This is a genomic window from Streptomyces parvulus (assembly GCF_014648855.1).
GTDB lineage: Bacteria > Actinomycetota > Actinomycetes > Streptomycetales > Streptomycetaceae > Streptomyces > Streptomyces parvulus.
Genome location: NZ_BMRX01000018.1, coordinates 53972 through 77884, shown reverse-complemented (window position 1 = coordinate 77884; position 23913 = coordinate 53972). Strand labels below are relative to the sequence as shown.

Below are 23913 nucleotides of genomic sequence, written 5' to 3'. Positions count from 1 at the left end.
CGCCGGACGCCCGGACGGCCGGGCACCCCCGGCCCGCCGGTCCCCCAAACTTCCCGCCGGGACCACACCGGTTCCCGCCGGATTCGTACGACTCCCTCTCCCACCCTCACCCAACGAGGAGCGATTCGTCGTGACCATCACCCAGCCCGACCTCAGCGTCTTCGAGACCGTCGAGTCCGAGGTGCGCAGCTACTGCCGCGGCTGGCCCACTGTGTTCGACCGTGCGGTGGGCAGCCGCATGTACGACGAGGACGGCCACGAGTACCTCGACTTCTTCGCCGGAGCGGGCTCGCTCAACTACGGGCACAACAACGCGGTCCTGAAACGCGCGCTGATCGACTACCTGGAGCGGGACGGCGTCACGCACGGTCTCGACATGTCGACCACCGCCAAGCGCCGCTTCCTGGAGACCTTCCAGGACATCGTCCTGCGCAAGCGCGACCTGCCCTACAAGGTCATGTTCCCGGGCCCGACGGGCACCAACGCCGTGGAGGCCGCGCTCAAGCTGGCGCGCAAGGTGAAGGGGCGCGAGTCGATCGTGTCGTTCACCAACGCCTTCCACGGCATGTCCCTGGGCTCGCTCGCCGTGACCGGCAACGCCTTCAAGCGGGCCGGCGCCGGCATCCCGCTGGTGCACGGCACGCCGATGCCGTTCGACAACTACTTCGACGGCACCGTCGAGGACTTCCTGTGGTTCGAGCGGCTCCTCGAGGACCAGGGCTCCGGCCTGAACAAGCCGGCCGCCGTGATCGTCGAGACGGTGCAGGGCGAGGGCGGCATCAACGTCGCCCGGCCCGAGTGGCTGCGCGCCTTGTCGGAATTGTGCGCGCGCCAGGACATGCTGCTCATCGTGGACGACATCCAGATGGGCTGCGGCCGGACCGGCGCCTTCTTCTCCTTCGAGGAGGCGGGCATCACGCCGGACATCGTGACCGTGTCCAAGTCGATCAGCGGCTACGGCCTGCCCATGTCGCTGTGCCTGTTCAAGCCGGAGCTGGACGTCTGGGAGCCCGGCGAGCACAACGGCACCTTCCGCGGCAACAACCCGGCCTTCGTCACCGCGACCGCCACGCTGGAGACGTACTGGGCCGACGGGTCGGCGATGGAGAAGCAGACCCGCACCCGCGGTGAGCAGGTCGAGCAGCACATGATCGCCATCACCGAGGAGAACCTCGCGGACGTCAAGGAGTACCGGGGCCGCGGCCTGGTCTGGGGCCTGGAGTTCCACGACAAGGACCGTGCGGGGAAGGTCGCCAAGCGCGCCTTCGAGCTCGGGCTGCTGATCGAGACGTCCGGCCCCGAGAGCGAGGTCGTCAAGCTCCTCCCGGCGCTCACCATCACGCCCGACGAGCTGGACGAGGGCATGAAGACCCTGGCCCGCGCCGTGCGTGAGACCGCCTGAACACCCCCACCGCTTCCGGCGCCTTCGGCCCTCGCGACCGAGGGCGCCGGGGACCCTTGCACACCCTTCACCTAGGAGGCATCGCAACACCGTGATCGTCCGTTCGTTCAAGGAGATCGAAGGCACCGACCGGCACGTGAAGTCGGCGTCCGGCACCTGGGAGAGCAAGCGCATCGTCCTGGCCAAGGAGAAGGTCGGCTTCTCCGTCCACGAGACGATTCTGTACGCGGGTACGGAGACGTCGATGTGGTACGCGAACCACATCGAGGCAGTCGTCTGCACCAAGGGCGACGCCGAGTTGACCGACCGCGAGACGGGGAAGACGTACCACATCACGCCCGGCACGATGTATCTCCTCAACGGCCACGAGCGCCACACGCTCAAGGTCAAGGAGGACTTCCACTGCATCTGCGTCTTCAACCCGCCCGTGACCGGACGGGAGGACCACGACGAGAACGGCGTCTACCCGCTGCTCACCGAGGAGGTGTGAGTCATCGTGACCACCACCACGAACGTCACCGATCTCTACCCCACCCGCGGTGCCACCGAGGTGGCAACCCCCCGGCAGGACCCGGTCGTCTGGGGCTCCCCCGACACCCCCGGGCCGGTCTCCCAGGCTGATCTCCAGTCCCTGGACCGCGACGGGTTCCTCGCCATCGACCAGCTCATCGGGCCGGACGAGGTGGCGGTCTACCAGCGGGAGCTGGAGCGGCTCACCACCGACCCGGCCATCCGCGCGGACGAGCGCTCGATCGTGGAGCCGCAGTCCAAGGAGATCCGCTCGGTCTTCGAGGTGCACAAGATCAGTGAGGTCTTCGCCAAGCTGGTGCGGGACGAGCGGGTGGTCGGACGGGCCCGGCAGATCCTCGGCTCGGACGTCTACGTCCACCAGTCGCGGATCAACGTCAAGCCCGGTTTCGGGGCGAGCGGCTTCTACTGGCACTCGGACTTCGAGACCTGGCACGCCGAGGACGGTCTGCCGAACATGCGGACGATCTCGGTCTCGATCGCGCTCACCGAGAACTACGACACCAACGGCGGTCTCATGATCATGCCGGGGTCGCACAAGACGTTCCTCGGGTGCGCGGGGGCCACGCCGAAGGACAACTACAAGAAGTCCCTGATGATGCAGGACGCGGGGACACCGTCCGACGAGGGCCTGACCAAGATGGCCTCGGAGTACGGCATCAAGCTGTTCACCGGCAAGGCCGGTTCGGCGACCTGGTTCGACTGCAACTGCATGCACGGGTCGGGCGACAACATCACGCCGTTCCCGCGCAGCAACGTGTTCATCGTCTTCAACAGCGTCGAGAACACCGCCGTCGAGCCGTTCGCGGCACCGATCCGGCGGCCGGAGTTCATCGGCGCGCGGGACTTCACCCCGGTGGGGTGACCCGCATCCGAACTCGGGCAGGGGCCTTTTGTGTGGGACGGGAGGCTCCTGCCCGATACACGTCTCAGCCCGCCAGCACGTCCAGCAGCCGGTCCACGTCCGCCGCCGTGTTGTACAGGTGGAAGGCGGCCCGCAGGTTGCCCGCCCGGTCGGAGACCTGGACGCCGGCCCGGGCCACCTCGTCCCTGCGCCGGCCGAGACCGGGCACGGAGACGACGGCGGAGCCCGGCGCGGGCACCGGCTCGTGGCCCAGTGAGCGCACCCCCTCGCGGAACCGGTCGGCGAGAGCGGTGTCGTGGGCGTGCACCGCGTCCACGCCCAGCTCCTCGATCAGCGCCAGCGACTGCCGGGCGCCGGTGTACGAGAACAGCGCGGGGCTCTCGTCGAAGCGCCGGGCGGAGTGCGCCAGCTCCTGTACGGGGCCGTAGCAGCTGTCCCAGGGGTGCTCCCCCGACGCCCAGCCGGCGAACAGCGGCGTGAGCCCCGCCGACTCCCCCAGATCCTCCGGTACGACGAGGAACGCGACCCCGCGCGGGCAGAGCACCCACTTGTAGGCGACGGCGACCACGAAGTCGAAGTCGTCCGCGGCCGTCGGCAGCCAGCCGTTCGCCTGGGAGACGTCGATCAGCGTCCGCGCCCCGTGCTGCCGGGCCGCGTCCCGCACCGCCGCGAGGTCCGCGATCCGCCCGTCGGCCGACTGGACCGAGCTGACCGCGACGAGCGCGGTGTCCGGGCCGACCGACTCGGCCAGGCGCTCCAGCGGCACCGCGCGCACCTTGAGGTCGCCCCGCATGTACAGCGGATTCACCAGGGAGGCGAAGTCGGCCTCGGCGGTGAGGACTTCGGCGCCCGCGGGCAGCGCGGCGGCGACCAGGCCGCTGTAGGTGGCCACCGAGGCACCGGCCGCGACCCGGGTGGCGGGCACCCCCACGAGCCGGCCGTAGGCGGCCCGGCACGCCTCGACGTCGGCGAACATGTCGAGCGGCTGCCCGACGGCGGCCGACGCCGCCGCGTCCCGCATCGCGACGAGGGCCCTGGCGGGCAGCAGGCCGGTGCTGGCGGTGTTGAGGTACGTGGTCTTCGGGGCGAACTCGGCACGGACGAGGTTCTCGAAGCTCTCCATGGCACCACTCTGCGACCCCTGGACCTCCCCGTCCATCGCGTATTTCTACGCGGTTCCTCCAAGCAGCGCTTATGTACGGGCCCTCACCTGGGGTTCTCCGCCCCCGGCACCGCGCACCCGTCCGGGCCGCAGACCTCGGCGTCGCCCGCGTCGACCGTCTTCAGCGGGGTGCGCTCGCCCCACGCCTGCGTCAGCGCCCGGGCGAAGACCTCGGCGGGCTGGGCTCCGGAGACGCCGTAGGCCCGGTCGAGCACGAAGAACGGCACTCCGGTGGCGCCGAGCTGCGCGGCCTCGCGCTCGTCGGCGCGGACCTCGTCGGCGTAGGCGGTGGGGTCGGCCAGGACCGTACGGACCTCGGCGGCGTCGAGGCCCGCGGCGGCGGCCAGCTCCACGAGCCGCTCGTCGTCGTTGAAGACGGAGCGCTCCTCGGCGAAGTTGGCCCGGTAGAAGGCGTCCAGCAGGGCGTCGTGGCGGCCGCGCTCCTTGGCGAGGTGCAGCAGCCGGTGCATGTCGAAGGTGCTGCCGTGGTCGCGGTCGCGGGTGCGGTAGTCCAGGCCCTCGGCGGCGGCCTGCGCGCCGAGGTTGTCCTCGCCGGCCCGCGCCTGCGCCTCGCTCATGCCGTACTTGGCGGTGAGCATGGTCAGCACGGGCTGCACGTCGTCCTTGGCCCGCCCGGGGTCCAGCTCGAACGACCGGTGGACCACCTCGACGCCGTCCCGGTGCGGGAAGGCCGCCAGCGCCTTCTCGAAGCGGGCCTTGCCCACGTAGCACCACGGGCAGGCGATGTCGCTCCAGATCTCGACGCGCATGTCTCGGCTCTTCTCCAGGTCGTACGGGGCGGAGACCCTCTCCGCGCCCATACGTGAACGTTCAAGCAGCGGGGCTCATTCCCCGGGCACCCGGAAGCGCAGGAACAGGTGGTGGTCGCCGTCGGCGGGCGGGTTCTCCGGGTCCGGGACCCAGCCCAGGCGGGCGTAGAAGGCCTGCGCCCGCCGGTTGTCGACGTGGACGTCCAGCACCGCCGCCCGGCGTCCGTCGGCCTGCCACTGTTCGACGCAGGCGGCGTGCAGGGCGGTGCCGAGGCCGGCGCGCCAGTGGTCGGGGTCGACGTGGAACTGGAACAGCTTCACCGTGTCCGCCGCTCCGCCCTCGGGGACCCGGAACGAGGCGATGGCGGCGATGCGTCCCTGTTCGACGGCGCACAGCACATGCCCGTCGGCCCGCTCCACGGTGCTGCGCCAGCGGGCCGGCCAGTCGAGACCGTCCTCGGGCAGCCCGTCGGGGTAGTACGTCGCCCGGGCCCTGGCGTGCAGGGCTGCGACGGTCTCGGCCTCGGCGGGCAGGACGGTGCGGATCACCCTGCTTCCGGTCACACGTTCGCTGATCATGCACCGCAGGACGCGCGCGACCACCCCTGCGGTTGCGTCAGCTGCCGTCGCGCAGGTCCGCCGGCCAGCCCGGCCGGAACTCCAGACGGTCGTACGTCACGACGCAGCCCTCCCCCGTCGGCGCCTGGGCCAGGAAGCCGACCAGGGCCGCACCGGTCTCGCGCTCGTCGCCGAGCGTGAAGAGGCGCACGAAGGTCCAGCGCTCGCCGTCGGGCGAGGCGTGGAAGGCGAAGGCCCGCCCGCTGCGGCTGACCCGGAACCAGACGGAACTCCCGTCCACGGTGAAGGAGTTGCAGTCGTCGGAGTGCCCCCGGGTGACCACCGTGCAGACGGTGGGCACGTCCGGCGAGTACTCCAGGCACAGCTTGGCCCAGGCCCGCTCACCGACGTGGACGTAGAGCACCCCGGCGTCGAAGGCCCCCTTGAACCCGACCGTGACGCGGGCGACCAGCTGGAAGTCCCCGTCGGGGGCGCCGAGCAGCCGGGGCGCGTCGGAGGGCGTGTCCAGCGCCTCCCCGGTCGGCGTCACGAACCGGTCCTGCCGGGCCCCCGCCACCCCGGTGAGCACACCGCCTTCGTAGGACCAGTCGCCGTCGGGTCCGTAGGGGCGGAGGGGAAAGGGCAGTTCGGGAAGTGCGATGTCCATGTACTGATTCTCTCCGATCGGGTGGAGACACTCAGGGGCGCGGGGAACTGCGCGACCAGCCACGACGCCGCGGCACCCCGCGACGGAACCCGCACCCCCACGGTGCTACCGCTACCGCTCAAGCACCCCGTTGAACCGCCGAGGCAACCCCAGCGGATTGTCATCCCGCAGTTCAGCCGGCAGCAGCGCCTCCGGCACCCCCTGGTACGCCACCGGCCGCAGCCACCGCTCCACCGCCGTCCCGCCCACCGAGGTGGACGTCGACGTCGTAGCGGGATACGGCCCCCCGTGATGCTGAGCCGCCGCCACGGCGACCCCCGTCGGCCACCCGTTCACCAGCACCCGCCCCGCGAGCGGCGTCACCGCGGCGAGGAGCCCGGCGCCGTCCCCCTCCCCCGCGACCTCTGCGGAGGAGAGCTGCACGGTCGCCGTGAGGTTCCCCGGCAGCCGGGACAGCACGCCCCGCACCTCCTCCTCGTCCCGGTAGCGGGCCACCACGGTGACCGGCCCGAAGCACTCCTCCAGGAGCAGGTCGTGCTCCCCCTCCGCCGCCAGCCGCGCGGCCGGGACCGTGAGGAACCCGGCGGCGACGGTGTGCTCGCCGCCCGCGCCCGGCGTCACCGGCGACTCCACGTCGGGCAGGGCCGTCCGCTCGGCGACGCCGGCCACGAAGTTGTCCCGCATGCGGTGGTCGAGCAGGACGCCGGCGTCGGTGTCGCTCACCGCGTCGGTGAGGGTCTTGACCAGGCCGTCCCCGGCATCGCCGGCCGGCACCAGGACCAGGCCGGGCTTCACGCAGAACTGGCCGACGCCCAGCGTCATCGACCCGGCCAGCCCCGCGCCGATCGCGTCCGCCCGCTCGGCGGCGGCGGCCTCGGTGACGACGACCGGGTTCAGCGAACCCAGCTCGCCGTGGAAGGGGATGGGCACCGGCCGCGCCGCCGCCGCGTCGAACAGGGCGCGGCCACCGCGGACCGAGCCCGTGAAGCCGGCCGCCGCGACCAGCGGGTGCCGGATCAGCTCGATGCCCGCCTCGAAGCCGTGCACGAGGCCGAGCACGCCGTCCGGGATGCCGTGCCGGGCCGCGGCGCGCCGCAGCACCTTGGCGACCAGCTCGGACAGGGCGGGGTGGTCGGGGTGGGCCTTGACGACGACCGGGCAGCCGGCCGCGAGGGCGCTGGCGGTGTCGCCGCCGGGCACGGAGAAGGCGAAGGGGAAGTTGGAGGCCGAGTAGACGGCGACGACGCCGAGCGGCACCTTGTAGCGGCGCAGGTCCGGGATGGGCGGGGTGGCGGTGCCGTCGGGGTGGTTGACCACGACGCCGAGGAACTCGCCCTCGTCGACGATGTCGGCGAAGGCCCGCAACTGGTAGCAGGTGCGGGCGAGTTCGCCGGTGAGCCGGACCGGGCCGAGCGCGGTCTCCGCGTCGGCGACCTCGACCAGGGTGCCCTCGGCGGCCTTCAGCTCGTCGGCGGCGCCGCGCAGGAAGGCGGCGCGGACGGTACGGTCCGCGAGGGCGTCCCGGGCGGCGTGCGCGGCGCGGACGGCGTCGTCCACCTCCTGGGCGGAGGCCTCCACGGCGACCTGTTCACGCTGCTTCCCGGTACGGGGGTCGACACTCCAGACTGGTGCTGCTGCCACCGCGGGTCCCTCCACGCGTTCTGCATCGGAGTCGTTCGATATACTGAACGCTGTCTCTGATGATGAATATGCTGTTCGAGACTATTTCCCGCCGAACGAAGGGGTCAAGGGCGATGTCGGCTGGCGAGACGGGGGGCGGAGCGCAGGTCAAGTCCGCGGTGCGGACGGTCGAACTGCTCGAGTACTTCGCCGGACGCCCCGGTATGCACTCCCTCGCGTCGGTCCAGGAGGCCGTCGGTTATCCCAAGTCCAGCCTCTACATGCTGCTGCGCACCCTGGTGGAGCTGGGCTGGGTGGAGACGGACGCGACGGGCACGCGGTACGGCATCGGGGTGCGGGCGCTGCTGGTCGGCACCTCGTACATCGACGGCGACGAGGTCGTCGCGGCGGCCAGGCCGACGCTGGACCGGCTCTCCGACGACACCACGGAGACCATCCACCTCGCGCGGCTGGACGGCACGAACGTCGTCTACCTGGCCACCCGGCAGTCGCAGCACTACCTGCGGCCGTTCACCCGGGTCGGCCGGCGGCTGCCCGCGCACTCCACCTCGCTGGGCAAGGCGCTGCTGAGCACGTACACCGACGAGCAGGTCCGCAAGATGCTGCCCCAGACGCTGCCGGCGCTCACCGAGCACACCATCACCGACCGGGAGAGGCTCATCGAGGAGCTGCGCCAGGTGCGGGAGCAGGGCTTCGCCGTGGACCGCGAGGAGAACACGCTGGGTCTGCGCTGCTTCGGCGTGGCGGTGCCCTACCGCACCCCCGCGCGGGACGCGATCAGCTGCTCCGTGCCGGTGGCGCGGCTGACGCCGGCGCACGAGCAGATGGTGAAGGACGCCCTGTTCGACGCGCGGGACCGGCTGACCCTGGCCACCCGTAGGCTCTGAGCCATGCTCATCGCACTGCGCGACGTCCACGACAGCGATCTGCCCGTGTTCTTCCGGCAGATGAACGATCCGGAGGCCCTGCGCATGGCGGCCTTCACGCCGAAGGACCCGGCCGACTGGGACGCCTTCGCGGCCCACTGGAGAAGGATCCGCGCCTCCTCCGACGTCGTGCGGACCATCCTCGGCGACGGGGACGTGGTCGGCAGCGCGGCGGTGTACGGGCAGCCGGGCGAGCGCGAGGTCACCTACTGGGTGGACCGGGCGTACTGGGGCCGCGGGGTGGCGACGGCCGCGCTGCGGGCCCTGCTCGCCGAGGTGCCGGACCGCCCGCTGTACGCGCGGGCCGCGGCCGACAACGCCGGGTCGCGGCGCGTGCTGGAGAAGTGCGGCTTCGAAACGAGCGCCCGGGCCAGGGGCTTCGCGGCGGCGCGCGGCGAGGAGATCGACGAGGTCGTCCTCCACCTCGCGGGCCGGGCCGCCACATGAACGGACGATGAGAAAACGGGGCGGACGGAACGATCCGCCCCGGCCCGTTCGTCCTGTCAGCGGGATGAACAAGACGATCAGGCGCGCCTCGGTCCTCACGCTGCTCCTGGTGTTCGCTCTGCTGGTCAGGGCGACCTGGGTGCAGTTCTACGAGGGCCGGGCGCTCGCGGACAGCAAGGACAACCGGCGCAACGCGATAGAGACGTACGCGGAGCCGCTCGGGAACATCATCGTGGGCGGCCGGTCGGTCACCGGCTCGGCGGCGACGGAGGGGGGTGACCTCGCCCACAAACGGACGTACGAGAACGGCAAGCTGTACGCGGCCGTGACGGGCTACGCCTCGCAGGCGTACGCGCCGACGCAGCTGGAGGGCGTCTACCAGGACGTGCTCAACGGCACCGACCCGCGGCTGAAGACCGTGATGGACACCGTCACCGGCAAGCGCGCCGAGCCGGGGAACGTGGTCACGACCATCGACCCGGCGGTGCAGAAGGCCGGGTTCGACGCCCTGGGCGAGACGAAGGGCGCCGCGGTCGCCATCGACCCGAAGACGGGCGAGATCCTGTCCGTCGTGTCGACCCCCTCGTACGACCCGACCTCGCTCACCGACGCCAACACGGCGGGCGAGGCGTGGAAGAAGCTCACCGAGGACCCGGACAAGCCGCTGACCAACCGCGCGCTGCGCCAGCCGCTGCCGCCGGGCTCCACGTTCAAGCTGGTCGTGGCGGCCGCCGCGCTGGAGAACGGGCTGTACGGATCGGTGGACGAGAGGACCGACAGCCCGGACCCGTACCGGCTGCCGGGCACCACGACGGACCTGTCCAACGAGAATCCGAGCGCGCCGTGCGAGAACGCGACGATCCGCACCGCGCTCCAGTACTCGTGCAACAACGTGTTCGCGAAGATGGCCGTCGACCTCGGCCAGGACGAGCTGCGGGCCATGGCGGAGCGGTTCGGGTTCAACGACACCTCGCAGGACGTGCCGGTCCGGGCGTACACCAGCGTGTTCCCGAAGGACATGAACAGCTCGTCGACCGCCCTGACGGGCATCGGCCAGTTCGACGTGACGGCGACCCCGCTCCAGATGGCGATGGTCTCCGCGGCCCTCGCCAACGGCGGCGAGCTGGTCTCCCCGCACATGGTGTCGCAGGTCACCGACAGCGGCGGCGACGCCCTGGAGGACCACTCCGACGCCGGCTCGAAGCGGATCGTGAGCGCCGGCACCGCCGACCAGCTCCAGTCGGCCATGCGGACCGTCGTCGACGAGGGCACCGGCTCGAACGCGAAGATCCCCGGGGCGACGGTCGGCGGCAAGACGGGCACGGCCCAGCACGGCGAGAACAACAGCAAGACGCCGTACGCCTGGTTCACCTCGTACGCCGAGTCCGAGTCCTCCGGCAGGGAGGTCGCCGTGGCGGTCATCGTCGAGCAGTCCGACGCGGCCCGGTCCGAGGTCAGCGGCAACGGCCTGGCGGCCCCGGTGGCGAAGGCGATGATGGAGGCGGCGCTCAAGGGGTGAGGCCGCCCCGTCGGCCCTCTCCGCCCCGTCCGCTACTCGACGAAGTACGTCGGGTTGGGCAGCTTGTAGGTGCGGTCCGCGTGGCCGCCCCGCAGGTCGGAGTACTGGTCGCCGACGTTGGCGACGACGTCGAAGCCGAGGTCGCCTTCGATGTGGCCGCGCGTGCCCGCCTTGTACTGCACGGTGGTGCACTTCCAGGTGCCGGGTGTGGCGCAGTGGGCCAGGTAGGACGGCGGGTGCGCCTTGTCCTTGAGGAACATGTGGGCGGCGTCGAGGTTCACGTCGACTCCCACCCGCTTCAGGTTGAGCACGGCGGCATCGCGCTGGTCCTCGCCGAGCCCCGAGTTGTAGAAGACCTCGACGCCCTTGCGCTCGGCGTACCGGACGAGGGCGGGGCTGCCGGGGACGGCGGGGCGGTCGGCGCGGTCGACGTAGGCGGCCCAGGTGGCGCCGTCGTAGCCGTAGTTGTTCTTCTTCTCGTAGTCGAGGCTGAGCAGCAGCGTGTCGTCGATGTCGAAGACGATCGCCGGCTTCGCGTGGTGCCGGTGGGCCGTGCGGGCCGCCCGGTCGATCTGCTCGCGCACGGCGGCGTCGGCCCGCGCCACGTCGGCGGCGTAGGGGCTGTCCGGGGAGGCCTGGTAGACGCCGTCGGCGTCGAGGGTGGTGCCGTAGTAGGCGTCGATGTCCTTGGCCAGCTGGCCGATGTTGTAGGGCTCGTGGGTGGAGTTGGCCGTGGACTGGCCGGCGGTGGCGGCGCCCGTGCCGTAGAGGACGGCACCGGCGACGGCGCAGGCGGCGGTGACGGACGCGAGGCGCAGTGGTTTATGCATGACACATGTTTCTACGCGCGTCACCGGTGCGGGCGCGAGACCCGTGGCCGGATCCGCGCCCCTATACCTGGCAAAGATCGTGTCAAGCGGGTCAAGTGCCCGCCCCCGGCGGGCCGGTCAGCGCAGGCGTCCGGCGCCGGCCCCGAGACCCACGGCCACCGGGACCGCCCAGGCGGGCAGGACCCCGGTCCGCAGGCTGGGGGTCCAGCCGGTGCCGGCGCGCAGGGGCGTCTGGGGGAACTGTGCGTTGTGCGCGGCGATCAGGTCGGTGGTGCGGCCGTTCACCCGGTTGTGGGCGGCGGTGAGCGGCGCGTCGTTCCAGCGCTTGAGCACGTTGGCGGCGGTGACGCCGGCGGGCAGCGTGAAGGCGTTGTGCTCGGCGACGAGCTGGGACTCCTTGCCGACGCCGAGGCTGTAGGCGTGGTCCTCGCCCGCGACGAAGTGGTTGTTGTAGACGTCGACCTGCCCGAAGCGCACCCGGGGCGCCCGCTCGACGAGGTCCTTGAACAGGTTGTGGTGGAAGGTCGTCCTCAGGTGTCCGCGGTCGTCGGCGGCCGTGGACTCGCTGTCGCTGTTCCCGATCAGGATCGTCTTGTCGTGCTCGGTGAAGACGTTCCAGGACGCGGTCACGAGGTCCGCGCCGCGCACGACGTCGAGCTGGCCGTCGTGCTGCTGGTAGAGCATGCCGAAGTGGGTGGGCGCCGCGCTGTCGGGGTGGTCGCCGTCGGTGAACGTGTTGTGGTCGAGCCAGACGTGCGTCGATCCGTACACGACGGCGCTGTCGTACTCGGAGTTCCAGTTGCCCTTGTCGCCGTCCGTGGGGTCCCACTGCGGGAAGCAGTCGACGGGGCTCTCGAAGGTGAGGTTGCGGACGATGACGTTGTCCACGTCCTTGATCTGGAGGCTCGCCCCCTTGAGCCCGGCGTCGCGGCCGACGCCGATGATCGTGGTGTTGGCGGGGACGTACGCCTTGACGGACGCGTCCTGCCGCGCGGCGGAGGCGCGGCGCAGCCCCTCGGGGCTGTCGTCGGGCTCGGCGCTCAGGTCGCTCTCCAGGCCCCAGGTCTCCGGGGAGTACTTCTCCAGGTAGGCGTCGAAGTCGTAGCCGGGCGCGGCGAAGGCGTCACATCCCGCGGCGACGGCGTCCACCGTGCCCTTCACCTTGATGATCCGCGGCGCGGTGCCTCCGACGGCGAGGGCGGCGCGGAAGCCGTCCCAGTCGGTGACGGTGAAGACCCGGGCGGCCTCGGCGGCGGCCCCGCCGGTGGTCCCGGCCCCCGCCGAGGCCCACCCGTCCTTCGCGGGCAGCGTCTGCCGGGCGGCATCGCGCGGCGGATGATGCCCGGGCCGGGCCTGGGCGGTGGCGGCGGCGGCGGTCAAGGTCAGCACGAGGGCGGTACAGCCGGCCAGCAGGCCAATTCTGCGCAGATGCATAGTGCGGCTCTCCATTTCATCGATTCGGAAGGTCCAACACCCCAGGGGCGCGGGGAACTGCGCGAGCAACCACGGACGGCCCGCAGCCCGCGAACCACGGACCGCCCACGGCGAAAGCCGGCGTCGACTAACCCGCCTGCGCCACCCAGTCGGCCTGCGCAGCGTTCAGCTTCTCGGCCAGGTCGTCGAGGAACGACTCCGCGGTCATGTCCCCGAGCAGCACCTTCTGGAAGGCCGGCTCGCTCTCCGACTTGGACAGCGTGTTCCAGTCCGGCAGGTAGTACGGCAGCTGCACGATGGTCGTCGACCCGTCGTTCAGCGCCTCAGCGGCCAGCTTCGTCGGCTCGGCCTTCTGGATCCACGCGTCCTGCCCGGCCCCGGTGTTGGACGGCACCTGGCCGGCCGACTCGTTGAACTTCGAGTTCCGCTCCTTCGAGGTGGCGAACTCGATGAACTTCCAGGCCGCCTCCTTGTTCTTGGAGCTCTTGAACACGCCGAGCCCGTCGACCGGGTTGGACACCTGGACGCGCTTGCCGCCGGGGCCGACCGGCTGCGGGATGCCGCGGAACTTGTCGGCCCCGAGCGCCTTCACGTGGTCCTGGTAGGAGCCGAGGTTGTGGTTGAGCAGGCCGATCGTGCCGGTGTCCCACTGGGCGACCATCTTGGCGAAGTCGTTGTTGACGTCGGCGGCCGGCGTGACCTTCTTGTAGAGGGCGGCGTACTTCTCCAGCGCCGCGACGTTCTTCGGGTCGTTGACGGTGGTCTTCTTCTTGTCCGCGTCCCAGAACGAGGTGATGCCGGACTGCCCGTACATCGCGTCGAACGCCTGAGCGATGGAGCCGGAGCCGCCGCGGATGGTGTAGCCGAACTCGTTCTTGCCGGCCTTGGTGAGCTTCTCGGCGGCCGTGTAGAAGCGGTCCCAGGTGGTCGGCTCCTCCAGTCCGGCCTTCTCGAACAGGTCGGTGCGGTAGTAGAGCACGCCGTTGTTGGCGGAGGTCGGCACCGAGTACAGGGTGCCGTCTCCGCCGCCGGCCGCCTTCAGCGACTCGACCATGTCCTTGTTGAGCTGCCCGTCGAGCGAGGACTTCGCGAGCCGTCCGTCCAGCGGCTCCAGGGCGCCCTGGGCGGAGAAGCCCGCGAGCATCGAGGCGGTGACGCCGCCGACGTCGGGCAGGCCCCCGCCCTGGATGGCGGTGTCGACCTTGGACTGGTACTCGGTGGCGGCGATCCCGACGTACTCCACGTCGATGTCGGGGTTGGCCTTCTCGAAGCCGGCGATGATCTCCTTCCAGACGGCCGTACGGATACCGCCGTTGTTGTCCCAGAAGACGATCTTCCCCTTGCCGCTGCCCTCGGCTCCCTTGTCGCCGCCGGCCCCGCTGCCGTCGTCACCGCAGGCGGTGGCGGTCAGCGCGAGCACGGCTGCGAGGGCGACGGCGGCGGACGTCCGGCGCCTGACTGTGCCTCTGCTGCTGAGATTGCTGATCTTCATCGGTCGGCTCTCTTCTTCTGGGTCCAACACTTCCAACAAAGGGCGTGCATCGGGTGGTTCAGGCGGCGGTCCGGCGCGGGCCGACGCGGAACCGGGTGAAGGTGGCGGAACCGGCGTGGCCCCGGCCGGCCGGCGCCAGGGCGAACAGGCCGAGCAGGGCGCCGACCCAGCCCCAGGGGGTGGCCGCGAAGTCCCGGCCGGTGGGGCGCGGGCCGTCGCCCAGGTCGCAGGAGAAGCGACAGCGGGCTCCGGCGACCGTCTCGACGCGCAGGAGCGCGCGTCCCTGGGGGGCGGGGCGGGGCGTGTCGGCGTCCCGCTCGGCCGCCGCGCCCGGCTCGGCGAACCGGTGCACCAGGTGCGCCGTCCCGTCCGCGTCCCGCTGGAGCCCGATCCAGCGGTACGCGTCGCCGAGGACGGCGAGTCCGGCGCGTGCGCCCGGCTCCTCGCTGTCCAGCCGCAGCTCCACCTCGACCACCCGGGGTTCGCCGGGCAGCCGCTGGGTGAGCACGCTGGGCAGGCGGCGCAGATCGTGGGCGTCCTCGGAGCGGACGCAGGCGAGCCGCAGCCCGTCCCCCGAGTGCTGGGTGGCCCAGCCGTCGCGGGGGTCGGCGGCCCACGACCACTGGCGGCCGTGGCGGCCCCCGGGGAAGTCGTCGCAAGTGGCCGGTTCGGCGGGCGGCTGCGGCGGAAGGGCGGGCCGGAGGTGCTCGGCGACCGGGGTGCCGTCGTCGCCCAGCACCGGCCAGCCGTCCGCACCCCACGCCATGGGCTGCAGGTGCACCACGCGCCCGTACGCGCCGCGCTGCTGGAAGTGCAGGAACCAGTCCTCGCCGGACCCCGTGCGCACCCAGCCGCCCTGGTGGGGGCCGTTGACGCCGGTGTCCCCCTGTTCGAGGAGGACCCGCTCCTCGTACGGCCCGAAGAAGGCGCGGGAGCGGAAGGCGCCCTGCCAGCCGGTCCCGACCGACCCCGCGGGCGCCAGGATCCAGTACCAGCCGTCGTGCCGGTAGAGCTTGGGTCCCTCCAGGGTGAACCAGCCGGGGATGCCGTCGCCGTCGACGATCACGCGGCCCTCGTCCAGGACCTCCGTACCGTCGGGGTGCATGCGGTGGCCGGTGAGACGGTTCTTGATCCCGGAGCGGGACCTGGCCCAGGCGTGCACGAGGTACGCCTCGCCCGTCTCCTCGTCCCACAGGGGGCACGGGTCGATGAGCCCCTTGCCCGCCTTCACCAGGCGGGGCGCGGTCCACGGCCCGCGGATCTCGGGGGCGTTGACCTGGAAGACGCCTTGGTCCGGGTCGCCCCAGAAGATCCAGAAGCGGTCGGCGTGGTGCCGCAGGGAGGGCGCCCAGACACCGCCGTCGGGCCGTGGCGCCGCGAAGGCGTGAGCCGGCTCCAGACGGTCCAGCGCGTGCCCGACCAGCGTCCAGTTGACCAGGTCCCGGGAGTGCAGCAGGGGAAGCCCCGGGGCGCGGCCGAAGCTGGAGGCGGTCAGGTAGAAGTCGTCGCCCACCCGCACGACGTCGGGGTCGGACCAGTCGGCGTTCAGCACGGGGTTGGTGTAGGTCCGCGCGCTCTCGGGGGTCACCGGCCGACCGCCTTCCGTGCGAGGGCCGCGGCGCCGTCGCCGTCGAGGCGGCCGTCGGCGACCACGGTGACGATCCGGCGGACCAGGGTGTCCCCCGGGGCGAGGGCCACCCGGTCGTCGTGGGCGAGCGACGAGCCCACTCCGGGGTACTCGCGGGTGCGCACGAACCACGGGTCGCGCCGGGTGCGTTCGGTGGCGCCCGCGAAGACCAGCGTCCAGGTGTCGCCGCTCAGCGCCAGCCAGTCGGCCCGGTGGCCGTGGACCTCCGGCTCGCCCTCCCGGTCGGCGGTCAGGACCCGCGGGGCCGCGTCCTCCTTGCGGGCCCGCCAGAAGAAGCCGCCGTAGGCAGCGCCGGGGCGCCCGTTGGTGGCGGGGCTGCCGAAGGTGAGCGGGGCCCTGGTGGCGTTGGTGAGGGAGAAGGTGAAGTCCAGGGCCCAGGCGGTGGCGGTGAGTTCGGTGGCGGCGACGGTGCGGCGTTCGCGCAGCAGCTCCGCTCCCCGGGCGACCCAGCGCAGTTCCTCCTCGAAGCCCTCGGGGCCGCTGTGCCGGAAGGCGGTGTGCCGCTGCGCGCCGTGGTTGTCCAGCTCGGTCGGGCCGCGGTCGCGGACGTAGGTGCGGCCGCCCCAGAAGTTGTGCCCCTCGACGTCGGGAACGGCGACACCGACGCCGAGGTGATGGAGGTGGTCGGCGGGGCGGAACTCGGTGACAGGGGTGCCGGCCAGGGTCGTGACGGGGTGCAGACAGGGGCGTGGGGAGAGCCGCGACGGCAGCTCGGGCCGGGTGACGTACCGGGCGACGGGGCGGCCCGCCACGCGCAGCACCGGGGTGTCGTCGCCGGTCACCGGGCACCCGCCCCGTTCAGCGCGTGCTCGGTGCGCGGCGCCCAGGGCGCGCCCAGCTCGGAGTAGAGGCTGAGGGTGTCGGCGGCGGCCGCCACGAGTCCGTCGACGCCGGGGACCACGCGGCGGCTCTCGCCGGGGACGCGGTGCCAGGCGGCGGCGGGCAGCGGGTCCGGGTCGGGAGCCGTGCGGATCGCCTCCACGACCCGCATGAAGGCACCGGTCTCCTCCGGCGGCACCAGCAGGGCGGCGCCGCTGGTGAGGTGGTCGACCAGGTTCTCCAGCAGGTCGGTGCGGCCGTACTGGTACTCCTCGGGGCCGTGGCCGCCGCGCTGGAGCAGGATGCGGTCCTGCTTGTACCAGAAGGTGATGCGGCCGCTGCCGCCGTGCAGCAGGACGTACGGCTCGGCGGCCCGCTGCGCGCACAGGGTGGCGGCGACGGTGACGCGGTGCCCGCGCGCGGTGGCGATGCGCACGCAGGAGGTGTCGTCGGCCTCGATGTCGTTGGCGTGGCTCAGCTCGGTCTCGATGCCCGTGACGTCCTCGGCGCGGGTGGTGCCGCCGAGCGCGAGGGCGGTGGCGACGGCGTGGGCCAGCGGGTTGGTCAGCGCCCCGTCGACGACGTCGGCGCCGTCCAGCCGCCGCCGGCCCGCCCAGGGCGCCCGGCGGAAGTAGGCCTCGTCGCGCACCCAGGCCCCGGCGCCGCCGACGCCCGCGATCTCGCCGATCGCCCCCTCGGCCACCAGTTCCCGGATCGCCGGCACCGCGTGCGAGCCGAGTGACTGGAACCCGACCTGGCAGGCCACGCCGGTCGCGGCGACCCCGTCGGCCATCCGGCGGAACTCGGCGTAGGACGGCGCCGGGGGCTTCTCCAGGAGCAGGTGCACACCCCGCCGGGCGGCGGTCAGCGCGAGGTCGGTGTGGGTGGGGATCGGCGTGCAGACCACCGCGACCCGGGCGCCGGTGGAGTCCAGCAGGGCACCGAAGTCGGCGGACTGCTCGGGGAGTTCACCGCCGGCCTCCTGCTCGGTCAGCGGCGTCAGTTCGCAGATCCCGGCCAGCCGGACCAGTCCGGCCCGCTCCAGGCGCCGGATGTTGGCGACGTGCCAGCGGCCGTGCCCGCGGGCGCCGGCGAGGACGACGGGAAGCGCGCTCATCCCTTCACCGCCCCCGCGCTGAAGCCGGTGATCAGCCACTTCTGGATGAAGGCGAAGACGATCACGACGGGGACCGCGGCGATGATGCCGCCCGCCGCGAGCGCGCCGAGGTCGACGCTGTCGGCGCTCATCAGGGAGTTGAGACCGACCGGGATGGTCTGCTTGGACTGGTTGTTGAGGAACATCAGGGCGAACAGGAAGTGGTTCCAGGAGTGCACGAAGGCGAAGGAACCCACGGCGATCAGCCCCGGTCGCAGCAGCGGCAGCACGACGATCCGGAAGGCCCGGAACCGGCCGCAGCCGTCGACCCAGGCCGCCTCCTCCAGGGAGTACGGCACGTTCTTGATGAAGTTGCTGATCAGGATGATCGACAGCGGCAGCTGGAAGACCGTCTCGGCGATGATGACGCTGCCCAGCGAGTTGATCATCCGGAGTTCGGCGAAGATCTCGAACAGCGGCACGAGCAGCAGCGCGCCGGGCACGAACTGCGAGCACAGCAGGCCGAGCATGAAGACCCGCTTGGCCCTGAAGTCGAACCGGGCGAGGGCGTAGCCGCCGGCCAGGGCGACGAGGGTGGTCGCCAGCAGGGTGGCGACACCGACGTAGACGCTGTTCTGGAAGAAGGTGCCGAAGCTGCGGTCGGTCCACACCTTCTCGAAGTGGTCGAACGTCATCGGCCAGGGCACCAGCGAGGTCGAGCCCGCCGGGCGCAGCGCGAAGAGCAGGATCCAGTAGAACGGGACCAGGGTGAAGACCAGGTAGACGCCGAGCGGGAGGTAGATCTGCCAGCGGGGGACCTCGTCCCAGGCGGGGCGGCGCCTGTCGGCCTTCCGCGGGGGTTCGCGGTGGGCCGGCGCGGGCGCGGGGGCGGGCGCGGTGGCCTCCTTGGTGATCACTTGTTCTCGCCTCCGAACTTGCTCAGCCGCAGGTAGACGATCGAGCAGAAGAGCAGGATCACGAACGCGACGGTGGTGAGGGCCGACGCGTAGCCGAAGTCGTGGGCGTCGACGCTGGTGTTGGCGATGTACAGCGGCAGGGTCGTGGTGACGCCCGCGGGGCCGCCGCCGGTCAGGGTGTAGAGCAGGTCCACGTTGTTGAACTCCCACACCGCGCGCAGCAGGGTGGACAGGATGATGGCGTCCTTCAGGTGCGGCAGCGTGATGTGCCAGAACTGCTTGAGGCGGCTCGCGCCGTCGACCTCGGCGGCCTCGTACAGGTCCTTGGAGACGGACTGGAGGTCGGCGAGGATGAGGATCGCGAAGAAGGGGACGCCGCGCCACAGATCGGCGACGACCGCCGCGGAGAAGACGGTGGAGGTGTCCGAGAGCCAGCTGGTGCCGTAGGAGCCGATGCCCATGTCGGCGAGGTAACGGGTGATGCCGGTCTGGGAGTTGTAGAGCAGCACCCAGATCGCGGAGGTCAGCACGCCGGAGACGGCCCACGGGGAGAAGACCAGGGCGCGCCCCACGCCCCGGCCGACGAAGGTCTGGTTGACGATGAGCGCCAGCGCCAGGCCGAAGAGCAGTTGCAGCCCGACCTCCACGAAGACCCACTTGGCGCTGAAGACGAGGGTGTCCCAGAACACCGGGTCCTCGGTGAAGATCCGGACGAAGTTGTCGAGGCCGGCGAAGCCGTCGCGCCACGGCTTGGTGGGGTTGTAGTGCTGGAGGCTGTAGTAGAAGACGCTGATGACCGGGTACGCGATGAAGCCCAGCATCAGCAGGACGGCCGGCCCGATCAGCAGGTAGGGGAGCCTGCGCGGGGTGGCGGAGGCGCGCCGCCGCCGTCGCGGCGCGGGCTGTTTCGCCACGGCTGCGGCTTGGGCCATGACAGTTCTCCGTTCTGGTACGTCGTACGCGGGTCGTGCAGGAAGCGCTTTCTCCACGTGCAGGGAGGTGCGCGGGTCCTTCGCGGGGCGGTTGTGCGGGGCGGGGCGTCGGGCGGTGTCAGCCGGCGTACGGGTCCTGGACCCTGCCCGGGCGGGCCAGGAACTCGAAGTCGCAGCCGGTGTCGGCCTGGGTGATCTGCGCGTCGTAGAGCGCGCCGTAGCCGCGCTCCGCGCGGGCGGGCGGCGGCGTCCACGCCGCCCGGCGCCGGGCCAGCTCGTCGTCGTCCACGTCGAGCCGCAGCGAGCGCGCCTCGACGTCGAGGGTGATGGAGTCGCCGGTGCGTACCAGCGCCAGCGGTCCGCCGACGTGCGACTCGGGGGCGACGTGCAGCACGCAGGCGCCGTAACTCGTGCCGCTCATCCGGGCGTCGGAGATCCGGACCATGTCGCGCACGCCCTGCCTGAGCAGGTGGTCGGGGATGGGCAGCATCCCGTACTCGGGCATGCCGGGGCCGCCCCTGGGCCCGGAGCCGCGCAGCACCAGCACGCTGTCGGCGGTGATGTTCAGGTCCGGGTCGTCGATGGTGCGCTGCATGGTCCGGTAGTCGTCGAAGACGACGGCGCGCCCGGTGTGCTTGAGCAGGTGCGGCTCGGCGGCGATGTGCTTGATGACCGCGCCGTCCGGGCAGAGGTTGCCGCGCAGGACGGCCACCCCGCCCTCGGCCGCGACGGGGTTGTCCCGGGGCCGGATGACGTCGTCGTCGTGGACGAGGGCGCCCGCCAGCTGTTCCCGCAGCGTGTCGTGCGCGACGGTGGGCCGGTCCAGGTGGAGGAGGTCGGGGATGCGGGAGAGGAAGCCGGGCAGACCGCCGGCGAAGTGGAAGTCCTCCATCAGGTACGTCTGCCCGCCGGGCCGCACATTCGCGAGGACCGGCACCGTGCGGGCGATGCGGTCGAAGTCGTCGAGCGTGAGGGTGACGCCCGCGCGGCCCGCCATGGCGATCAGGTGGATGACGGCGTTGGTGGAGCCGCCGAGGCCGAGGACCGTGGTGACCGCGTCCTCGAAGGCGTCGGCGGTGAGGATGTCGCTCAGTTTCCGGTCCCGGTGGACCAGTTCCACGATGCGCAGGCCGGCCGCGGCGGCCATCCGGTCGTGGCCGGAGTCGACGGCCGGGATGCTGGAGGCGCCGGGGACCGTGACGCCGAGGGCCTCGGCGGCGGCGGTGAGCGTGGACGCCGTGCCCATCGTCATGCAGTGGCCCGGCGAGCGGGCCAGGCCGCTCTCCAGTTCGTGCATCTCGCAGTCGCCGATGAGTCCGGCCCGCATGTCGTCCCAGTACTTCCACATGTCGGTGCCGGAGCCGAGGGTCTCGCCGCGCCAGTGCCCGGGGAGCATCGGCCCGGCGGGGACGAACACCGCCGGGAGGTCGACGCTGGCGGCGCCCATCAGCAGGGCGGGGGTGGACTTGTCGCAGCCGCCCATCAGCACGGCGCCGTCGACCGGGTAGGAGCGCAGCAGTTCCTCGGTCTCCATGGCGAGGAGGTTGCGGTAGAGCATCGGGGTCGGCTTCTGGAAGGTCTCGCTGAGCGTGGAGACCGGGAACTCCAGCGGGAAGCCGCCCGCCTGCCAGACGCCCCGCTTGACCGCCTGGGCGCGGTCGCGCAGGTGGACGTGGCAGGGGTTGATGTCGGACCAGGTGTTGAGGATCGCGATGACGGGCTTGCCGAGGTGCTCCTCGGGCAGGTAGCCGAGCTGCCGGGTGCGGGCGCGGTGGCTGAAGGAGCGCAGGCCCGAGGAGACGCCGCCGCCGTACCACTGGTGACTGCGCAGCTGCTCGGGGGACTTCCCGGCTGTCATATGGACCATCCGGCGGCGATGGCGGCGACCTCGGCGCGCTCGCTCTCGGGCAGGGGCTTGCTCGGCGGGCGGACCTCCCGCCGGCACAGGCCGAGGGCGGCGAGCGCCTCCTTGACCACGGTGACGTTGTTGGCGGAGCCGTTGGCGGCGCGCAGTTCCTCGAAGCGGCGGATCTGCTCCCAGACCTTCATGGCGGCCGGGTAGTCGCCGGACCGGAGCGCCTCGATCATGTTCAGCGAGACGGCCGGGGCGACGTTCACCAATCCTGAGGTGAAGCCGGTGGCGCCCGCGCTGAAGTACGAGGGCGCGTACGGCTCGGCCAGGCCCGCGATCCACACGAAGCGTTCGAGGCCGGCGTCGCGGGCGAAGGCGGCGAACCGGGCGGCGTCCGGCACGGCGTACTTCACGCCGAGGACGTTGGGGCAGGCGTCGGCGAGTTCGGCGAGGCGGGCGCCGGTGAGCTGCGCGTTGCGGATGTAGGGCACGACGCCGAGTCCGGGCACGGCCTCGGCGATGGCGCGGTGGTAGTCGACCCAGCCGCCCTGGGAGACGTAGGGGTGGACGGGCTGGTGGACCATCACCATCGACGCGCCCAGGTCCTCGGCGTGGCGCGCGGAGGCGACGGCGGTCGGCAGGTCGTGGCCGACCCCCACCAGGATCGCGGCGCGGTCGCCGGCCTCCTCGACCGTCAGCTCGGTGACGAGACGCCGCTCGGCCGGGGAGAGGGCGTAGAACTCGCCGGTGTTGCCGTTGGGCGTGAGGGTGGTGATGCCGCCGTCCAGCAGGCGGCGCAGCAGGGCGCGGTACGCGGTGGGGTCGACGGCGCCGTCCTCGGCGAACGGGGTCACCGGGATCGCCACCACGTCGGCCAGCGCGGCCCGCTGGGTCTCGAACGTCGCCGTCATGCCCGGCCGCCCTCCTCCTCGCCCGGCGTCCCCGCTTCGGGGAAGGCGCGCTGGACGAAGGACGCGATGTGGGAGTGCAGGGCGCGGGCGGCGCCGTCCGCGTCGCCGGCGAGGGCGAGGCGCAGGATCTCCTGGTGCTCGTCGGCCTCCCGCCGCCAGGAGGGGTCGGCCGCCCAGGCGACGGCGGAGACGAGGGCCGCCTGGTCGCGGACCTCGTCGAGCATCCGGCCGAGCAGCGGATTGCCGCAGGGCACGTAGAGGGCGCGGTGGAACTCCCGGTTGGCCAGCGACCGTTCGGCGGTGTCGGTGGCCTCGTCCGCCCGGGTCAGCGCGGAGCGGGCGGCGTCCAGGGAGGCGCCGCGGCGCACGGCGCGCCGCAGGGCCTCGGGCTCCAGGAGCAGCCGCACGTCGTAGACCTCGCGCGCCATGTCCGCGTCGACCATGCGCACCGTGACGCCCTTGTACTGGCTCATCACGACCAGTCCGGTCCCGGCCAGCGTCTTGAGCGCCTCGCGCACCGGTGTCTTGGACACCCCGAACTGTGCGGCGAGGTCGGTCTCGACCAGGGCCTGGCCCGGCGTCAGGCGGCCGGTGAGGATGCGGCGTTTGATCTCCTCCAGCACGTACTGCGTGCGGGAGGGGATCGGCGTGGGCACAGAGGTCATGCGCGCCTCTCGGAGTCTCGCGTCGGATGCGCGGACGCCGGACGTCCGGCTCGGACATCCGATCTCGCGTATCGCGTCTCATATATGACGTACGGAGTACGACGCGTTGAAGGTAAGAGGGGCGCAGGGTCGCGTCAATGCTTCTGACAGAGGAAAGTTCGGATCGGGACGGCGCGGCCGCGCCGCAGCACCGCTACGGGCGGGCGGGGCGCGTCCAGCCGGGGTCGCGTCCGCTCAGGCCCACGGCGCGCTCCAGCAGCGGCGCGCCGGCGGGTACGTCGACGACCGGCCCGAACATGCCCTCGTCCCGCTCGGACTCCTCGGCGGCGGCGCTGAGCAGGCCGTACGCCGCCTGGAGGGCGGCCGGGTCGGGTTCGTAGTCCTGGCCGGTCGCGCGGGCGAGGTCCCAGCCGTGGATCACCAGCTCGTCCGCGACGACGGCCCCCGCGACCTCGCCGGGCAGGTCGATGCCGCCGGCCCGGGTCATGCCGGTCCAGGCGCCGGGGTCGCGCCATGCCTCCGCGAGCTCCCCGAGGGCGGCGGTCAGCTCCTCGCGCCAGGCGGGTCCGACGTCCGGCACGGCGGACTCGGGGGCGGTGTCGGTGGTGGCGCCGAGGTCCTTGCGCGCGGCGTCGCGGAAGGCCACGGCGAGGCCGGTGAGGTGCCCGAGCAGGTGGCGCACGGCGAGGTCGGGACACGGCGTCGGGTCGGCCAGCCGCGCGTCGCCGACGCCCTCGGCGAGGCGCGCGAGGACGCGGGTCTGCGGGCCGAGGTCGAAGGTCGCGGTGTCCTGGGTCGCGGTGTCGCGGGGTGCGGTGTCGTCGGTCATCGG

The 23913-nt window shown here is 72.2% G+C and carries 23 protein-coding genes; 6 read left to right on the top strand and 17 right to left on the bottom strand.

Features of this window, described 5'->3' with window-relative positions; all coding sequences use genetic code 11:
- Positions 1 to 130: 130 nt before the first annotated feature.
- The 3 genes from ectB (at position 131) to thpD (ending at position 2795) form a co-directional block, all read left to right on the top strand.
- Entirely contained in the window at positions 131 to 1402 is a 1272-nt protein-coding gene (ectB, locus tag IE108_RS30070) for a diaminobutyrate--2-oxoglutarate transaminase (RefSeq protein ID WP_064727227.1), read from the top strand.
- 91 nt (positions 1403 to 1493) lie between these two features.
- Positions 1494 to 1892: an ectoine synthase gene (locus IE108_RS30065; RefSeq protein WP_043374438.1), complete on the top strand. Its 399-nt coding sequence runs from the start codon at positions 1494 to 1496 to the stop codon at positions 1890 to 1892.
- A 3-nt stretch (positions 1893 to 1895) separates the two neighbouring features.
- Positions 1896 to 2795 carry an ectoine hydroxylase gene (gene thpD / locus IE108_RS30060; protein ID WP_189397797.1) on the top strand — a complete coding sequence of 300 codons (900 nt, stop codon included), beginning with the start codon at positions 1896 to 1898 and terminating at the stop codon, positions 2793 to 2795.
- A gap of 64 nt (positions 2796 to 2859) precedes the next feature.
- Here thpD and IE108_RS30055 read toward each other — a convergent pair whose 3' ends face one another.
- The 5 genes from IE108_RS30055 to IE108_RS30035 all read right to left on the bottom strand — a co-directional run bounded on the left by IE108_RS30055 (position 2860) and on the right by IE108_RS30035 (position 7593).
- Positions 2860 to 3954 carry an aminotransferase class V-fold PLP-dependent enzyme gene (locus IE108_RS30055; RefSeq protein WP_107420108.1) on the bottom strand — a complete coding sequence of 365 codons (1095 nt, stop codon included), beginning with the start codon at positions 3952 to 3954 and terminating at the stop codon, positions 2860 to 2862.
- Between the two features lie 47 nt (positions 3955 to 4001).
- Positions 4002 to 4727, bottom strand: a complete 726-nt coding sequence (locus IE108_RS30050) for a DsbA family oxidoreductase (RefSeq protein WP_064731694.1) — start codon at positions 4725 to 4727, stop codon at positions 4002 to 4004.
- 75 nt (positions 4728 to 4802) lie between these two features.
- Positions 4803 to 5306, bottom strand: a complete 504-nt coding sequence (locus IE108_RS30045; RefSeq protein WP_189397793.1) for a GNAT family N-acetyltransferase — start codon at positions 5304 to 5306, stop codon at positions 4803 to 4805.
- Positions 5307 to 5343: 37 nt separating this feature from the next.
- On the bottom strand, positions 5344 to 5952 hold the full coding sequence (locus IE108_RS30040; protein ID WP_064727230.1) for a DUF1349 domain-containing protein: 609 nt from the start codon (positions 5950 to 5952) through the stop codon (positions 5344 to 5346).
- A gap of 111 nt (positions 5953 to 6063) precedes the next feature.
- Entirely contained in the window at positions 6064 to 7593 is a 1530-nt protein-coding gene (locus IE108_RS30035) for an aldehyde dehydrogenase (NADP(+)) (protein WP_079163809.1), read from the bottom strand.
- Positions 7594 to 7706: 113 nt separating this feature from the next.
- Between IE108_RS30035 and IE108_RS30030 the strand changes: the two genes are divergently transcribed.
- The 3 genes from IE108_RS30030 (at position 7707) to IE108_RS30020 (ending at position 10485) form a co-directional block, all read left to right on the top strand.
- A complete protein-coding gene (locus IE108_RS30030; RefSeq protein WP_064727232.1) occupies positions 7707 to 8480 on the top strand; it encodes an IclR family transcriptional regulator in 774 nt (257 codons plus the stop codon).
- Between the two features lie 3 nt (positions 8481 to 8483).
- Positions 8484 to 8966: a GNAT family N-acetyltransferase gene (locus IE108_RS30025; RefSeq protein WP_064727233.1), complete on the top strand. Its 483-nt coding sequence runs from the start codon at positions 8484 to 8486 to the stop codon at positions 8964 to 8966.
- A gap of 64 nt (positions 8967 to 9030) precedes the next feature.
- Complete coding sequence (locus IE108_RS30020; RefSeq protein ID WP_064727234.1) at positions 9031 to 10485, top strand: peptidoglycan D,D-transpeptidase FtsI family protein; 1455 nt, start codon at positions 9031 to 9033, stop codon at positions 10483 to 10485.
- 32 nt (positions 10486 to 10517) lie between these two features.
- Here the strand turns inward: IE108_RS30020 and IE108_RS30015 are convergent, their stop codons facing one another.
- The 12 genes from IE108_RS30015 to IE108_RS29960 all read right to left on the bottom strand — a co-directional run bounded on the left by IE108_RS30015 (position 10518) and on the right by IE108_RS29960 (position 23910).
- Complete coding sequence (locus tag IE108_RS30015) at positions 10518 to 11315, bottom strand: HAD family acid phosphatase (protein WP_064727235.1); 798 nt, start codon at positions 11313 to 11315, stop codon at positions 10518 to 10520.
- A 117-nt stretch (positions 11316 to 11432) separates the two neighbouring features.
- Positions 11433 to 12764 carry a pectate lyase family protein gene (locus IE108_RS30010; RefSeq protein WP_064727236.1) on the bottom strand — a complete coding sequence of 444 codons (1332 nt, stop codon included), beginning with the start codon at positions 12762 to 12764 and terminating at the stop codon, positions 11433 to 11435.
- A gap of 112 nt (positions 12765 to 12876) precedes the next feature.
- Positions 12877 to 14241, bottom strand: a complete 1365-nt coding sequence (locus IE108_RS30005; protein ID WP_064727237.1) for an ABC transporter substrate-binding protein — start codon at positions 14239 to 14241, stop codon at positions 12877 to 12879.
- A 58-nt stretch (positions 14242 to 14299) separates the two neighbouring features.
- Complete coding sequence (locus tag IE108_RS30000; RefSeq protein WP_064727238.1) at positions 14300 to 15829, bottom strand: glycoside hydrolase family 43 protein; 1530 nt, start codon at positions 15827 to 15829, stop codon at positions 14300 to 14302.
- Complete coding sequence (locus IE108_RS29995) at positions 15826 to 16671, bottom strand: DUF6807 domain-containing protein (RefSeq protein WP_064727239.1); 846 nt, start codon at positions 16669 to 16671, stop codon at positions 15826 to 15828. The genes IE108_RS30000 and IE108_RS29995 overlap by 4 nt, the downstream gene beginning before the upstream one ends.
- Positions 16668 to 17825 (bottom strand): Gfo/Idh/MocA family protein, encoded by a 1158-nt coding sequence (locus IE108_RS29990; protein WP_064727240.1) that lies wholly within the window; start codon positions 17823 to 17825, stop codon positions 16668 to 16670. The genes IE108_RS29995 and IE108_RS29990 overlap by 4 nt, the downstream gene beginning before the upstream one ends.
- On the bottom strand, positions 17822 to 18721 hold the full coding sequence (locus IE108_RS29985) for a carbohydrate ABC transporter permease (RefSeq protein ID WP_064727241.1): 900 nt from the start codon (positions 18719 to 18721) through the stop codon (positions 17822 to 17824). The genes IE108_RS29990 and IE108_RS29985 overlap by 4 nt, the downstream gene beginning before the upstream one ends.
- Positions 18718 to 19653, bottom strand: a complete 936-nt coding sequence (locus IE108_RS29980) for a carbohydrate ABC transporter permease (RefSeq protein WP_064727242.1) — start codon at positions 19651 to 19653, stop codon at positions 18718 to 18720. The genes IE108_RS29985 and IE108_RS29980 overlap by 4 nt, the downstream gene beginning before the upstream one ends.
- Positions 19654 to 19771: 118 nt before the next feature.
- Positions 19772 to 21511, bottom strand: a complete 1740-nt coding sequence (gene araD, locus IE108_RS29975; protein ID WP_064727243.1) for an L-arabinonate dehydratase — start codon at positions 21509 to 21511, stop codon at positions 19772 to 19774.
- Positions 21508 to 22416, bottom strand: coding sequence for a dihydrodipicolinate synthase family protein (locus IE108_RS29970; protein WP_064727244.1), 909 nt, complete (start codon positions 22414 to 22416; stop codon positions 21508 to 21510). The genes araD and IE108_RS29970 overlap by 4 nt, the downstream gene beginning before the upstream one ends.
- On the bottom strand, positions 22413 to 23081 hold the full coding sequence (locus tag IE108_RS29965) for a GntR family transcriptional regulator (RefSeq protein ID WP_064727245.1): 669 nt from the start codon (positions 23079 to 23081) through the stop codon (positions 22413 to 22415). The genes IE108_RS29970 and IE108_RS29965 overlap by 4 nt, the downstream gene beginning before the upstream one ends.
- Positions 23082 to 23274: 193 nt before the next feature.
- On the bottom strand, positions 23275 to 23910 hold the full coding sequence (locus IE108_RS29960) for a TIGR03086 family metal-binding protein (RefSeq protein ID WP_064727246.1): 636 nt from the start codon (positions 23908 to 23910) through the stop codon (positions 23275 to 23277).
- Positions 23911 to 23913: the final 3 nt, after the last annotated feature.

Coding starts and splice junctions, on each gene's coding strand:
- IE108_RS30055 (WP_107420108.1), bottom strand. CDS start 3,954: ATGGACGGGGAGGTCCAGGGGTCGCAGAGTGGTGCCATGGAGAGCTTC.
- IE108_RS29960 (WP_064727246.1), bottom strand. CDS start 23,910: ATGACCGACGACACCGCACCCCGCGACACCGCGACCCAGGACACCGCG.
- IE108_RS30045 (WP_189397793.1), bottom strand. CDS start 5,306: ATGATCAGCGAACGTGTGACCGGAAGCAGGGTGATCCGCACCGTCCTG.
- IE108_RS30050 (WP_064731694.1), bottom strand. CDS start 4,727: ATGCGCGTCGAGATCTGGAGCGACATCGCCTGCCCGTGGTGCTACGTG.
- IE108_RS30025 (WP_064727233.1), top strand. CDS start 8,484: ATGCTCATCGCACTGCGCGACGTCCACGACAGCGATCTGCCCGTGTTC.
- IE108_RS29990 (WP_064727240.1), bottom strand. CDS start 17,825: ATGAGCGCGCTTCCCGTCGTCCTCGCCGGCGCCCGCGGGCACGGCCGC.
- IE108_RS29965 (WP_064727245.1), bottom strand. CDS start 23,081: ATGACCTCTGTGCCCACGCCGATCCCCTCCCGCACGCAGTACGTGCTG.
- IE108_RS30030 (WP_064727232.1), top strand. CDS start 7,707: ATGTCGGCTGGCGAGACGGGGGGCGGAGCGCAGGTCAAGTCCGCGGTG.
- IE108_RS30005 (WP_064727237.1), bottom strand. CDS start 14,241: ATGAAGATCAGCAATCTCAGCAGCAGAGGCACAGTCAGGCGCCGGACG.
- IE108_RS29970 (WP_064727244.1), bottom strand. CDS start 22,416: ATGACGGCGACGTTCGAGACCCAGCGGGCCGCGCTGGCCGACGTGGTG.
- IE108_RS30015 (WP_064727235.1), bottom strand. CDS start 11,315: ATGCATAAACCACTGCGCCTCGCGTCCGTCACCGCCGCCTGCGCCGTC.
- IE108_RS30010 (WP_064727236.1), bottom strand. CDS start 12,764: ATGGAGAGCCGCACTATGCATCTGCGCAGAATTGGCCTGCTGGCCGGC.
- araD (WP_064727243.1), bottom strand. CDS start 21,511: ATGACAGCCGGGAAGTCCCCCGAGCAGCTGCGCAGTCACCAGTGGTAC.
- IE108_RS30020 (WP_064727234.1), top strand. CDS start 9,031: ATGAACAAGACGATCAGGCGCGCCTCGGTCCTCACGCTGCTCCTGGTG.
- IE108_RS29980 (WP_064727242.1), bottom strand. CDS start 19,653: ATGGCCCAAGCCGCAGCCGTGGCGAAACAGCCCGCGCCGCGACGGCGG.
- IE108_RS30040 (WP_064727230.1), bottom strand. CDS start 5,952: ATGGACATCGCACTTCCCGAACTGCCCTTTCCCCTCCGCCCCTACGGA.